This window comes from Georgenia satyanarayanai (assembly GCF_023715365.1).
GTDB lineage: Bacteria > Actinomycetota > Actinomycetes > Actinomycetales > Actinomycetaceae > Oceanitalea > Oceanitalea satyanarayanai_B.
In genome coordinates this window covers 1-12,076 of record NZ_JAMBNZ010000020.1, presented here as the reverse complement: position 1 = coordinate 12,076, position 12,076 = coordinate 1, and the positions used below count along the sequence as shown (strand labels likewise).

The 12,076-nt window shown below is 73.4% G+C and carries 12 protein-coding genes; 3 read left to right on the top strand and 9 right to left on the bottom strand.

Annotation, left to right across the window (positions count from 1 at the left end; all coding sequences use genetic code 11):
• Position 1: 1 nt before the first annotated feature.
• From M3148_RS16335 to M3148_RS16305, 7 genes are all read right to left on the bottom strand, one after another.
• Complete coding sequence (locus tag M3148_RS16335) at positions 2 to 211, bottom strand: DUF4244 domain-containing protein (protein ID WP_251305796.1); 210 nt, start codon at positions 209 to 211, stop codon at positions 2 to 4.
• A 127-nt stretch (positions 212 to 338) separates the two neighbouring features.
• Complete coding sequence (locus M3148_RS16330) at positions 339 to 887, bottom strand: type II secretion system F family protein (RefSeq protein ID WP_251305795.1); 549 nt, start codon at positions 885 to 887, stop codon at positions 339 to 341.
• Positions 884 to 1,609 (bottom strand): hypothetical protein, encoded by a 726-nt coding sequence (locus M3148_RS16325; protein WP_251305794.1) that lies wholly within the window; start codon positions 1,607 to 1,609, stop codon positions 884 to 886. The genes M3148_RS16330 and M3148_RS16325 overlap by 4 nt, the downstream gene beginning before the upstream one ends.
• Positions 1,606 to 2,757, bottom strand: coding sequence for a TadA family conjugal transfer-associated ATPase (locus tag M3148_RS16320; protein WP_251305793.1), 1,152 nt, complete (start codon positions 2,755 to 2,757; stop codon positions 1,606 to 1,608). The genes M3148_RS16325 and M3148_RS16320 overlap by 4 nt, the downstream gene beginning before the upstream one ends.
• Positions 2,754 to 3,743 (bottom strand): septum site-determining protein Ssd, encoded by a 990-nt coding sequence (gene ssd / locus M3148_RS16315; protein ID WP_251305792.1) that lies wholly within the window; start codon positions 3,741 to 3,743, stop codon positions 2,754 to 2,756. Before ssd ends, M3148_RS16320 begins: the two co-directional genes overlap by 4 nt.
• Before the next feature lie 110 nt (positions 3,744 to 3,853).
• A complete protein-coding gene (locus M3148_RS16310; protein ID WP_251305791.1) occupies positions 3,854 to 4,006 on the bottom strand; it encodes a methionine/alanine import family NSS transporter small subunit in 153 nt (50 codons plus the stop codon).
• Positions 4,003 to 5,541, bottom strand: coding sequence for a sodium-dependent transporter (locus tag M3148_RS16305; protein WP_251305790.1), 1,539 nt, complete (start codon positions 5,539 to 5,541; stop codon positions 4,003 to 4,005). The genes M3148_RS16310 and M3148_RS16305 overlap by 4 nt, the downstream gene beginning before the upstream one ends.
• Before the next feature lie 156 nt (positions 5,542 to 5,697).
• Between M3148_RS16305 and M3148_RS16300 the strand changes: the two genes are divergently transcribed.
• Together M3148_RS16300 and M3148_RS16295 are read left to right on the top strand one after the other, a co-directional pair.
• The gene (locus M3148_RS16300; RefSeq protein ID WP_251305789.1) at positions 5,698 to 6,486 is read left to right on the top strand and encodes an HAD family hydrolase; all 789 of its coding nucleotides are present in this window, start codon (positions 5,698 to 5,700) and stop codon (positions 6,484 to 6,486) included.
• Positions 6,487 to 6,555: 69 nt separating this feature from the next.
• Positions 6,556 to 7,860 (top strand): hypothetical protein, encoded by a 1,305-nt coding sequence (locus M3148_RS16295; RefSeq protein ID WP_251305788.1) that lies wholly within the window; start codon positions 6,556 to 6,558, stop codon positions 7,858 to 7,860.
• Between the two features lie 58 nt (positions 7,861 to 7,918).
• Here the strand turns inward: M3148_RS16295 and M3148_RS16290 are convergent, their stop codons facing one another.
• Both M3148_RS16290 and M3148_RS16285 read right to left on the bottom strand, forming a co-directional pair.
• Positions 7,919 to 9,502 (bottom strand): solute symporter family protein, encoded by a 1,584-nt coding sequence (locus M3148_RS16290; RefSeq protein ID WP_251305787.1) that lies wholly within the window; start codon positions 9,500 to 9,502, stop codon positions 7,919 to 7,921.
• Positions 9,502 to 9,843 (bottom strand): DUF485 domain-containing protein, encoded by a 342-nt coding sequence (locus M3148_RS16285; RefSeq protein ID WP_251305786.1) that lies wholly within the window; start codon positions 9,841 to 9,843, stop codon positions 9,502 to 9,504. Before M3148_RS16285 ends, M3148_RS16290 begins: the two co-directional genes overlap by 1 nt.
• Before the next feature lie 205 nt (positions 9,844 to 10,048).
• Between M3148_RS16285 and acs the strand changes: the two genes are divergently transcribed.
• Positions 10,049 to 12,052 carry an acetate--CoA ligase gene (gene acs, locus M3148_RS16280; RefSeq protein WP_251305785.1) on the top strand — a complete coding sequence of 668 codons (2,004 nt, stop codon included), beginning with the start codon at positions 10,049 to 10,051 and terminating at the stop codon, positions 12,050 to 12,052.
• Positions 12,053 to 12,076 lie beyond the last annotated feature (24 nt).

Sequence of the window (12,076 nt, the reverse complement as noted above, 5' to 3'; positions counted from 1 at the left end):
GTCACCCCACCTGGAGTGCCTGGCGGATGATGCCGAGGAGGAAGCCCCGCACCTCGGCACTGCGCAGGATGACGAGGAGCAGCCCGGCGAATCCCGCCGCGGCGAGGGTGGCGATGGCGTACTCGGCCGTGGCCATACCGGCCTCGGCGGTGCGCCGCAGCGTCCGCAAGCGGGCCTGCAGTGACGCTCGTGCAGTTCGTGCCCAACGCATGATGGTCGTCCTTTCGTCGGTCCGGCTGCGGATCAGCCGGTCCGTCCACTGTGGGTCCGCGTCCCCACCTGCTGCTGAGGCCGGTGCCTCTTCTGTGCACGGCGACCCCGCGAGTCGGGCCTGGGGCTCAGCCCCCGAGCAGCGAGCCGACCCCGGAGAGGAGCACCGGCGCCATCGCGAGGAGGACGAAGGCCGGCAGGAAGCACAGGCCCAGCGGCAGGACGAGGCGCGCGCCGAGGCGGGCCGCGGCCTCCTGAGCCTCCTGGCGCCGGCGGGAGCGGATCGAGGCCGCGGCCTGCCGCACGAGCGGGCACGGGTCCACGCCGTCGGTCCAGCCCGGCTCCAGGGCCACCGCCAGAGGTCGGAGCGACAGTGGGCAGCGCTCCCAGGCCTCCTCCCACGTGGCCCCCAGGCGCAGGGACGTGGCGGCGGACCGCAGGCGGTCCGCCACGGGGTCGGGGGTGGTGGCTGCGGCGAGGGCCGCGAGCGCCCCGGGCACCGACGCGCCCGAGGCGAGGGCGACGTCGAGGAGGTCGAGGAGGACTGCGGGGTCGGTCCCGAGGGGTGGCCGCTTCGCCCGGCGTCGTGCCGGCCGCGCGCGCGGAGCGCCGGGCCGCGCGAGCAGCCAGGGCACCGCGGCAAGGGCGCCCGCGATCAGCAGCAGCGCGCCGCTCACCGCCGGGCCGCCGCCCGCGAGCGCCGACGTCCCATGTGGCCCGGTGCCTCCGCGGCGGTGACGAGTGCGGCCGTCCACCGCCTCCCCGCGACGAGCAGGAGCAGCCCGGCGAGCACGCTGACCGTCCCCCAGCCGCCGTCGGTTGCCGAGCCGAGCGGGTCGGCACCGAGGCTCGCGCCGAGCAGCAGGCCGAGGAGCGGCAGCCCGGCGAGGATCCTCGCGGTGGAGCGGGGCCCGGCGAGTGCCACCCGGCGGGCGTCATGGGCCTGCTCCGCCTCGGTCACCGTCACGGCGCAGCGGTCGAGCACCTCGGCCAGCGGGGAGCCGAGGGTGTGCGTGAGGCGGCTGGCGGCGACCACGGTGCGGACCGCGGCAGCAGCCGCCGGGTCGGCGGCGCAGTGGGCGGCGAGACGGCTCAGCGCGGGCGGGATGCCGTCGTCCCCGCCAGGACTCACGCCGCCCCCGTTCGGGACCTCGTCCGGACCGAGCAGCCGGCCCACCGTCGCCGCCCAGGCGGCCTCGGGCGTCGCGCCCGTCCGCAGCCGGCTCGCCACCTCGGTGACGACGACGGCGAGGTCCAGCCTCCTGGGACGCCGCCGCCCGCGGGGCGGCCACCACCGGCGGGACCAGCTCACCCGTGGCCCGTCCCGCGTCCGGGGCACCGGACGCCCGGGCGCCCACACGACCGCGGCGAGCACGGCGAGGAGCACGAGGAACGTCATGCCCGCTCCCGCCGGTCGAGGCGGTCCGCGAGCGCCGCCCACGCGGGCCCCTCCCGCACCTCCCCGCGAGCCGTGACCCGCAGCGCGGTGTCGCACACGAGCTCGGGGCCGCGACGCGCGAGGACGCCGACCTCCGTCAGCCGCCGTCCGTCCTCGGTCCGGCTCACGTGGAGAACGGCGTCCAGCGCGCTTACGGCCTGGACGGCGACGGCGTGTTCCCCGAGCCCGGCGAGGGATCCGAGGGCGATGAGCCGGGCGGGCACGTCGGCCGGGGCGTTGGCGTGGACGGTGGCCCAGCCGCCGTCGTGCCCGGTGTTGAGCGCGCCGAGGACCTCCCGCACCTCTGCGCCGCGGCACTCCCCGAGGACGAGGCGGTCGGGCCGCATCCGCATGGCCGCGCGGACGAGCTCGGCCATCTCCACGCCGCCGGCCCGCTGCACGTTGGCCCGGCGTACCTGGAGGTGGACGACGTGGGGGTGGTCGGGCCGCAGCTCGACGGCCTCCTCGATGCAGACGATCCGCTCGTGCGGGCCCACGGTGGACAGCAGCGCGGCGAGGAGCGTCGTCTTGCCCGCCCCGGCGGCGCCACTGACGAGCACGTTGGCGCGCGTGGCGACCAGCCCACGCAGGACGTCGGCGAGCGGCGGCGCGACGGTGCCGCCGGCCACGAGCTCCTCGACCGTCAGCGCCCGGCCGCGCTGGGTACGCAGGCTGATGAGCGTGCCGTCGGCGGAGACCGGCGGTAGGACCGCGTGGAGGCGGGTGCCGTCGGGCAGCGCGCCGTCGACGACCGGGCACGCCTCGTCGAGCCGCTGCCCGCACGCCGCCGCCAGCCGGGTGGCCAGTGCCCGGACCGCTGCCTCCCCGCCGAGCTCCATCGGCACGGGCACCAGCCCCCGGCCGCGGTCGACCCACACGCCACGGGGGCCGTTGACGAGCACGTCCGTCACGAGCGGGTCCTCGAGGAGGTCCTGCAGCTCACCGGCCCCCACCAGCGCGGCGCGGGCGCGTGCGTCGAGCTCGAGCAGCGCCCGCCAGCCCTGCGCCGCCTGGCCCGCCGCGCCGACGACGGCGGAGCTCACCGCCGCGCCGTCGGCCTCGCCCCCTCCTCGGGCCACTGCCGCGCGGACGTCGGCCACCGACGTCATGGGCCCAGCCCCACCGTCCGCAGCAGCCGGCGCCCGGTGGCGACGAGCGGTCCGCGCCGCTGGTCGCCCGGTGACAGCCCGCGCTCGACCCCTGCGCTGAAGGCCCGCTCCGGACGCAGGACCGCGGCGAGCGGCCGTCCGCAGACGTCGGCGACGTCCTCGGGGAGCAGCGTCCCCGCTGCCGGTCCTCGCACCACCAGCCGCACCTCACCGAGCACGCCCACCGCCGCAGCGGCCGCAGCGGCCGCCCGGGTGTCGCAGGCGGTGAGGAGCACCGTCTCGTCGCACAGCGCCAGCCACTCGCGCTCTGCGCCGGGTGCCAGCACCGCGCGCGGCAGGTCGAGGACGAGGGCGTCGGCTGCCCGGGTCAGCGCACCGACGGCGTCGAGGGCCACCGGGTGACCGCCCGCTACACCGCCGCGGACGTCCGAGGACAGCACTCGTGCCCCGTGCCACTGGGGCAGCGCCGCCATGAGCCGGTCGGGTGGGAAGCCGCCGCGCTCGGTGAGGACGTCGCACCAGCGCGGACCGGGGTCGTGCTCCACGCCGAGCAGCACCTCGAGCCCGCCGCCCGACGGATCGAGGTCGACGAGCGCCGTCGTCCGTCCGGCCGTCACCGCCAGCCGCGCGAGGACGGCGGCGAGCGCGGAGGTCCCCACGCCGCCCACGGCGCCCACCACCCCCACCACCCGGGCACGGCGGGGTGCGACCGCGCGGCTGAGCGCGTCGAGCACCACCTCGGCGTCCGCGGGCAGGGTCAGCCCGCCGTCATCGAGCTCGAGCACCTCCCCGGACGTGGCGCTCCCCTGCCAGGGCGGGTCGGCCGGGTCGGCGCGGTCGTCGATGAGCACGGCCGCCGTCGTCGGCGGGTCGCTGCCGGGCGCGCGCACCTCGAGCTCCACGCCCGCGAGGACGCACAGCCGCCGCACCCGCTCGACGACGTGCCGGTCCCCCGAGCGGAGTGCCGCCCGTACCCGTGTCTCCATGCTCGCCCTCCTCGCTCACCACGAGGATGACCAGCCGGGGGCGCCGGTGGGCCGGCACTGCCCACGGCTGGGGAGGAGCAGCTCGTGAGCCGGTCCTGGGGACCGGCGGCTCAACGCCGGGGCGGTCGGTACTGTCCGGGCTGCGCCGGCGAGGTGTCCTCGTCCTCGAGCGGGTGCTTGACGAGGAAGGTGATGGCCACGGCGAGCCCTCCCCAGATGATGAGGATGGAGATCACCATGAGCGCGATCGAGAGCGAGGTCATCGCCGGGCCTCCTCGGGCAGCGGGTCGGGGGTGAAGTCGTCGACGGGCCGGCGCCACGGGATGAGCGTGTAGACGAGCGCGGCGACAGCCATGAGCCCCAGCACGCCCCAGCCGGCGACAGCGAGGAAGGACCGCGGGTACCCCTCGTAGGGCTCTTCGATAAGGCCGAGGACGCTCGAGACGAGCATGACGACGAGCGCGATGGGCACGATCACCCCGACGAGCAGGCTCCACCAGCGACCGACGTGACCGGTGGACACCGCGTTGAGGTGGGCCCGCAGCTCCGGCAGCTTGCGTGCCCCGAGCGTGACGATGACGCAGGTGAGGACCGCGGAGAGGACGACGCCGACCTCGTTCGTGTGCTTGTCGACGACGTCGAGGATCGCCAGGCCCGAGGTCGAGGAGTACAGGACCAGGGAGATGACGGCCGCGAGGCCGCCGATGAGGAGCGAGACCTGCACCCGGCTGAGCCCGAACTTCTCCTGGAAGGCGGCCGAGACCACCTGGAGGATCGAGATGAGCGAGGTGAAGCCGGCGAGCGCCAGGGAGGTGAAGAACAGCACCCCGAAGATGGGGCCACCCGGCATCGCCGACACGATCTGCGGGAAGGTGGCGAAGCTGAGCATCGGCCCGGTGAGGTTCTCCAGCTCCCCCACGGCCACGCCCTGCTGCGCCGCCATGAAGCCCAGGGTGGCGAAGACGCCGATCCCAGCGAGCAGCTCGAAGGAGGAGTTGGCGAAGGCGACGACGTACGCGGTGGGGGCGACGTTGGAGCGGCGCTTGAGGTAGCTCGAGTACGTGATCATGATGCCGAACGCGATCGACAACGAGAAGAAGATCTGGCTGTAAGCGGCGATCCACACGTTGGCGTCGCCCAGCGCCTCCCAGTTCGGGGTGAAGAACTCGTTGAGGCCCTCGACCGCACCATCGAGGAAGAGGGCACGCACGACGAGGATCGCGAAGAGGATGACGAGGAGCGGCATGAAGATCTTGTTCGCCCGCTCCAGCCCCCGCTGGACGCCGAGGGCGAGGACGACGAGGACGACGAGCCACAGCACGAGCATCGGCCAGAAGATCCCGCCGACGAAGTCGGTGCTCAGCCCGGGACCGCTGTACTGGAGGAAGTCCTCGATGAAGAAGGTTCCGGGGTCGTCGCCCCAGGCGAGGTCGAGGGAGAAGCCGACGTACCGCAGCGACCACACGATGATGACGGTGTAGTACGTCGCGATGACGAAGGAGATGGCCACCTGGAACCAGCCCAGCGGCTCGAACTTCTTCCCCAGTCGCCGGAAGACCGTGGGCGCCGACCCGCGGAAGCGGTGCCCGAGGGAGTAGTCGAGCAGGAGGATCGGGATGCCGGCCGTGAGGAGCGCGACGAGGTAGGGGATGAGGAAGGCGCCGCCGCCGTTCTCGTAGGCCACGCCGGGGAAGCGCCAGATGTTCCCGAGCCCCACCGCCGATCCGATCGCGGCGAGGATGAAGCCGTACTGGCCGGTCCACTGCTCGCGTTCCGGCGTCGTCGTGCGCTCTGCCATCGCGTCCCCTCGTCGTCTCGGTCCACCCGCGTCGGTGGTGCCGGGCAATCTAGCGCCCCCGCTCGGGCGGCGACGAGCGCATGTCTCACCTGTCGGACACGTCCTCGGGGTGGGGTGTGGGACGGGGCCGTTAGGGTCGGGGAAGGAGGTTCTTCCGTGCCACACACTTCCCCGGGCCGTCCCGCGGCGTTCTTCGACCTGGACAAGACGGTCATCGCCGGCTCCTCGTCGCTCGCCCTGTCCAAGGCTTTCTACGCCGACGGGCTGCTCACCCGCGCCGGGGCGCTGCGAGGCCTGTACGCCCAGCTCGGTTACCTCTCCTTCGGCGCGGACCACGACCAGACCGAGCGGATGAAGGAGCGCCTGGCGCGCGTCTCCCTGGGCTGGGACGCGGCCCGGACCGAGGCCGTGGCCGCCGCTGCCGTCGACTCGCACGTGCGTCCGGTCGTCTACCAGGAGGCGCTCGACCTCATCGCCGCGCACCAGGCCGCCGGCGAGGACGTCGTCGTCGTCTCCGCGTCGAGCGAGGCCGTCGTCCGCCCGATCGGGGAGCTCCTCGGCGCCGACCACGTCATCGCCACCCGGCCCGTCGTCACCGACGGCCGCTTCACCGACCAGCTCGAGTTCTACGCCTACGGGCCGACGAAGGCGACGGCGATCCGCGAGCTCGCCCGCGAGCGCGGGTACGACCTCGCCACCAGCCACGCCTACAGCGACTCCGTCACCGACTTGCCGATGCTCGAGGCGGTCGGCCACCCGGTCGCGGTCAACCCGGACCGTGCGCTGCGCCGCCACGCGATCGCGCAGGGGTGGCACGTGCGCGACTTCTCCCGACCCGTGCCGGTGCGGCCCCGCCGCCGCCCCCGCGCATTGCTGGCCGTGGCTGTCGGCACGGTCCTGCTCGCCGCCGTCGTGGGACGGGCTCTCCGACGCGCCGAGCGCTGACCGGCGCGCCGCCCCCCGCCCCACGTCCGCGCCTCGCTACGTTGAGAATCGCAGACCCGAGGAGGCGACGTGTCCGACAACCCCTATGAGCGCACCAACCCCGGCCAGCCGGTCGAGCCGGTGAGTGCCGACGCCGCGACCGACTCAGGCGGCGCGAGCACGGCCCCGTCCGACGCGCCGTGGTCGCAGCGGCTCGATCCCGCGCCGCCCGACGACGACGCACCCTGGCTCGTCCAGGACGACGGCGTCCGCCAGGCCACGCCCCCGGCCGACGGCGACACCGGTCCGGTCCCCACCGTCCCCGCGGACCCGGGCCCGGATGCGGAGCGAGCGGTTCCCGCCGAGGACCACGGTCCGGCACCGGCCGCGCGCGACCCGCACGCCGACGGTGAGGACCACGGTCCGGCTCCGGCCGCGCGCGACCCGCACGCCGACGGCGAGCACGCCGTGGACGACGCAACGGGCGCCGAGCACCGCGCCACCGCCGACGACGAGCCGGCCACCCGCGACGCCGAGCCGACCGACACCCGGGGCGAGCCGACCACCGTCCTGCGCGCGGAAACCGGTGATGCCGAGCGCACGCAGGTCCTTCGCACCCACCAAGCGGAGCGTCCGGTGCCGCGCTCCGGCCTCGCCGAGCACCGCAGCGCCGCCTACCTCACCGGGGAGCGCCCCGCCGAGCCCGAGCCCCGCCCGGACCAAGAACACACGGCGACCACCCCCGCGCCGTGGCTGTCCGGTGCGGGGACAGGGGCAGGCGCCACCGCTGCGACCGCTGCGACCGCCGTCGGTCCGGCCCCCGCCGCCCCGGCAGTGCACCGGGCCGAGGAGGAGCGGACCCGGCCCGAGCGTGACGTCGTCCTCGAGGGGACGACCGCCCACACCCGCCCGCCGTCGCGGGCCAAGGCGCACGTCCTCACGATCCTGCTCACCCTGCTCCTCACGCCGGTGGCCTGGTACCTCCTGGCCGACGCCGGCGCGCGCCTCACACTCCCGCAGGGCAACCCGTGGGACACCGCGAACCTCAACGTCGCGGCCCTGCTCGAGCTCGCCGCCGGCCTGCTCGTCCTCGTCCTCGTCCTCCTCGCGGCCCGGTGGAGCTCGGTGGGAGCGATCGTCACCGGCGCGCTCGTCATCATCGTCGGGGTCCCCTTCGTCGCCGTGCCGGCGTGGACCCAGGACCTCCTCCAGCCGGTGGAGTCGTGGCTCGCCGGCCTGGGCGACTTCGGCGACAACATCGCCCACCACCTCATCGCCTCGGGCAGCACGGGCCGGCTCGTCGCCGTCGGCGTCGCCCTCGTGCTCGTCGGCGTCGTCTCCCACGGCGCCCGCCGCCAGGGCCGCCGCGAGGTGCGCCCCGCCGTCGAGGCCTGAGCACGTCGCGGACGGGCCGGTCGCGGGAGCTCTCGCGACCGGCCCGTTCCTTCGTCCGTCAGTGGCTGGCGGCGCGCTCCGCGCCGGCCCCCGTCATCGAGCGCACCTCCATCTCCGCCTGCTTCACGTCGTTGTGCTCCTTCGAGGTGACCGACCCGAGCCAGCCGAGGAAGAAGCCCAGCGGGACGGAGACGATCGCGGGGTTGGACAGTGGGAACCACGCGAAGTCGGCGCCGGCGATCATCGCCGTCTCGCTACCGGACACCACCGGGGAGAAGGCGATGAGGAGCAGCGCACTGAGCAGCCCGCCGTAGATGCTCCACGTCGACCCTCGCGTGTTGAAACGCTTCCAGTACAGCGAGAAGAGGATCGAGGGCAGGTTCGCGCTCGCCGCGATCGCAAAGGCGAGCGAGACGAGGAATGCGACGTTCTGCTCGGCCGCGAGGATGCCGCCGACGATCGAGATCGCCCCGATGACGACGGCGGTGCGCCGGGCCACCGTGATCTCGGCCTCGGGGGAGGCCTTGCCGTCCTTGAGCACGCCGTTGTAGACGTCGTGCGCGAAGGAGGCCGAGGCGGTGATCGTCAGGCCGGCGACGACCGCGAGGATCGTGGCGAAGGCGACCGCGGCGATGATCCCCAGGAGCAGCGTGCCGCCGAGCTCGTAGGCGAGAGCGGGCGCGGCGGCATTCGAACCGCCCGGGGCGTTGCGGATCGTGTCCGCACCCACGAGGTAGACCGCCGCGTACCCGAGGACGAGCGTGCACAGGTAGAAGAAGCCGATGAGCGAGATCGCCCAGACCACCGAGCGGCGCGCCTCCTTGGCGCTGGGCACGGTGTAGAAGCGCATGAGGACGTGGGGCAGGCCTGCGGCACCGAAGACGAGTGCGATCGCCAGCGAGACGAAGCCGATCTTGCTCGCGTCCGAGGTGCCGTACTGGAGCATCGGCTCGAGGATCGCTCCGCCCTCGGGGTGGGCGTCGACCGCCCGGCCCAGCAGGGCGCTGAGGTTGAAGCCGTTGGAGGCCATGATCCACACGGTCATGACGCCGACGGCGGCGATGAGGAGCACCGCCTTGATGATCTGCACCCATGTGGTGCCCTTCATCCCGCCGATCATCACGTAGACGATCATGAGCGCGCCCACGATCGCGATGACGAGCGACTGCCCCGCCCGGCTGTCCACGCCGAGCAGCAGTGAGACGAGCGCACCGGCGCCGGCCATCTGCGCGAGCAGGTAGAAGAAGGTGATCGCCAGGGTCGAGATCGCCGCCGCGGTGCGGACCGGCCGCTGCTTCATCCGGAAGCTGAGGACGTCGGCCATCGTGTACTTGCCGGTGTTGCGCAGCGGCTCGGCGACGAGCAGCAGCGCCACCAGCCAGGCGACGAGGAAGCCGACGGAGTAGAGCAGGCCGTCGTAGCCGTAGAGCGCGACGGCGCCGACGATGCCGAGGAACGAGGCCGCGGAGAGGTAGTCACCCGCGATCGCGATGCCGTTCTGACGCCCGGAGAAGCTGCGCCCGCCGTGGTAGAAGTCCCCGACGCTCGTCGTCGTCCGCGAGACCCTCACGACGATGACGAGGGTGACGACGACGAAGACGAGGAAGATGCCGATGTTGAGCCACGGGTTTCCGACGTCCATCACACGCCTCCTTCCAGCTCGGTCCGCAGCCGCGTGGCGACGGGGTCGAGCGACTTGTTCGCGTGGCGCACGTAGAGCCACGTGAGGAGGAACGTGGTGGCGAACTGGGCCAGCCCGAAGACCAGGCCGATGTTGAGGTTGCCCAGCACCTGCCGGGACATGAGCCCCTCGGCGTAGGTCGAGAGCAGGACGTAGGACAGGTACCACACGAGGAACGCCGCCGTCATCGGGAAGGCGAACGCGCGGAACGTGCTGCGCAGGTGGCGGAACTCCGCCGACTCGTGCACGGCCTGGAACTCCTCGGCGGTGGGCTGCCGCAGAGCTCCGGGTGGGTAGGTCATGGTCTCCCCCTTCTCAGTGACGCAGGTCACGACGCCGTGACCAGCGGGAAACCTATCAGAGATCGATTTCGAACTCGCGGGGAGCCACGGCTCCGGACGCCGTGCCCGCGAGCGTCGCACGACCGGTACATTCGGGATGTGCCGATGTGATCCCGGCCATACGGGGGCACGGCGATGGAAACGAACAACGTCGTCCGGAGGAAACATGGTTGACCACACCAGCGCTGCGCCCGGCTCCGCCGAGGCGGGAGCAGGCGGCCTGGAGAACCTGCTCGTCGAGGAGCGCCGCTTCCCGCCGAGCCCCGAGTTCGCCGCCCAGGCGAACGCGACCGCGGAGCTGTACGACCGCGCTGCGGAGGACCAGCTCGGCTTCTGGGCCGAGCAGGCCCGCGAGCTGCTCACCTGGTCGACGGACTTCACCGAGGTCCTCGACTGGTCCGACGCGCCACGGGCGCGCTGGTTCGGTGACGGCCGGCTCAACGCCGCGTACAACGCCGTGGACCGCCACGTCGAGGCCGGCAACGGCGAGCGCGTGGCCATCCACTGGGAGGGCGAGCAGGGCGACACACGCACGATCACCTACGCGGAGCTGCGTGACGAGGTGGCCCGCGCCGCCGCGGCCCTCGCCGAGCTCGGCGTGCAGACGGGTGACCGCGTGGCGATCTACCTGCCGATGATTCCCGAGGCCGTCGTCGCGATGCTCGCCTGCGCGCGCATCGGCGCCCCGCACTCCGTGGTCTTCGGCGGCTTCTCCGCCGAGGCGCTGCACACCCGCATCAACGACGCCTCGGCGAAGGTCGTCATCACCGCTGACGGCGGCTACCGGCGCGGCAAGCCCAGCGCCCTCAAGCCCGCCGTCGACGACGCCCTGGCCGGTGGCGACACGCCCGTGGAGAAGGTTCTCGTCGTGCGGCGCACCGGGCAGGACGTCGCCTGGGACGGCGAGCGCGACGTGTGGTGGGACGAGATCGTCACCCGCCAGGGCACCGACTTCGCGCCCGTGGACGTCGAGGCCGAGCACCCGCTGTTCATCCTCTACACCTCCGGCACCACCGGGAAGCCCAAGGGCATCTTCCACACGACCGGCGGCTACCTCGCCCAGTCCGCCTACACCCACAAGAACGTCTTCGACCTCAAGCCCGAGACCGACGTCTACTGGTGCACCGCGGACATCGGCTGGGTGACCGGCCACACCTACGTCACCTACGGGCCCCTCATCAACGGCGCCACCCAGGTGATGTACGAGGGCACGCCGGACACCCCGCACAGGGGCCGCTGGTGGGAGATCGTCGAGAAGTACAAGGTGACGATCCTCTACACCGCGCCCACCGCGATCCGCACGTGCATGAAGTGGGGCGAGGAGGAGCCGGGTCGCTTCGACCTGTCCTCCCTGCGGGTGCTCGGCTCGGTCGGCGAGCCGATCAACCCCGAGGCGTGGATCTGGTACCGCCGCGTCATCGGCGGGGACCGGACCCCCGTCGTCGACACCTGGTGGCAGACCGAGACGGGCGCGATCATGATCTCCCCGCTGCCCGGCGTCACGGCCGCCAAGCCCGGCTCCGCGCAGACGCCGCTGCCCGGCATCAGCGCCGACGTCGTCGACGAGCTCGGCGAGACCGTCCCGGCCGGCTCGGGTGGCTACCTCGTCCTCACCGAGCCGTGGCCGGCGATGCTGCGCGGCATCTGGGGCGACGAGCAGCGCTTCCACGACACCTACTGGGCCCGCTTCCCCGGCATCTACTTCGCCGGTGACGGCGCCAAGAAGGACGAGGACGGCGACCTGTGGGTCCTCGGCCGCGTCGACGACGTCATGAACGTGTCCGGTCACCGCCTCTCGACGACGGAGATCGAGTCCGCGCTCGTGTCCCATCCCACGGTGGCCGAGGCCGCCGTCGTCGGGGCCAGCGACGACACGACAGGGCAGGCCGTCGTCGCCTTTGTCATCCTGCGCGGCGAGGCGGCCGCTGCCGCCAGCGAGGCGAGCGCCGAGGAGCACATCGCCGAGCTGCGGGCCCACGTGGCCAAGGAGATCGGACCGATCGCCAAGCCGCGCTCGATCCTCGTCGTCTCCGAGCTGCCCAAGACCCGCTCCGGCAAGATCATGCGCCGTCTCCTGCGCGACGTCGCGGAGAACCGCAAGGTCGGCGACGTGACGACCCTCGCCGACTCCACAGTCATGGACCAGATCAGCGCCGGCATGCAGAAGTAGCACCCCCGCCCCCTTCCCCCGCCC

Coding starts and splice junctions, on each gene's coding strand:
- M3148_RS16335 (WP_251305796.1), bottom strand. CDS start 211: ATGCGTTGGGCACGAACTGCACGAGCGTCACTGCAGGCCCGCTTGCGG.
- M3148_RS16325 (WP_251305794.1), bottom strand. CDS start 1,609: ATGACGTTCCTCGTGCTCCTCGCCGTGCTCGCCGCGGTCGTGTGGGCG.
- M3148_RS16320 (WP_251305793.1), bottom strand. CDS start 2,757: ATGACGTCGGTGGCCGACGTCCGCGCGGCAGTGGCCCGAGGAGGGGGC.
- ssd (WP_251305792.1), bottom strand. CDS start 3,743: ATGGAGACACGGGTACGGGCGGCACTCCGCTCGGGGGACCGGCACGTC.
- M3148_RS16310 (WP_251305791.1), bottom strand. CDS start 4,006: ATGACCTCGCTCTCGATCGCGCTCATGGTGATCTCCATCCTCATCATC.
- M3148_RS16305 (WP_251305790.1), bottom strand. CDS start 5,541: ATGGCAGAGCGCACGACGACGCCGGAACGCGAGCAGTGGACCGGCCAG.
- M3148_RS16290 (WP_251305787.1), bottom strand. CDS start 9,502: ATGGACGTCGGAAACCCGTGGCTCAACATCGGCATCTTCCTCGTCTTC.
- M3148_RS16285 (WP_251305786.1), bottom strand. CDS start 9,843: ATGACCTACCCACCCGGAGCTCTGCGGCAGCCCACCGCCGAGGAGTTC.
- acs (WP_251305785.1), top strand. CDS start 10,049: ATGGTTGACCACACCAGCGCTGCGCCCGGCTCCGCCGAGGCGGGAGCA.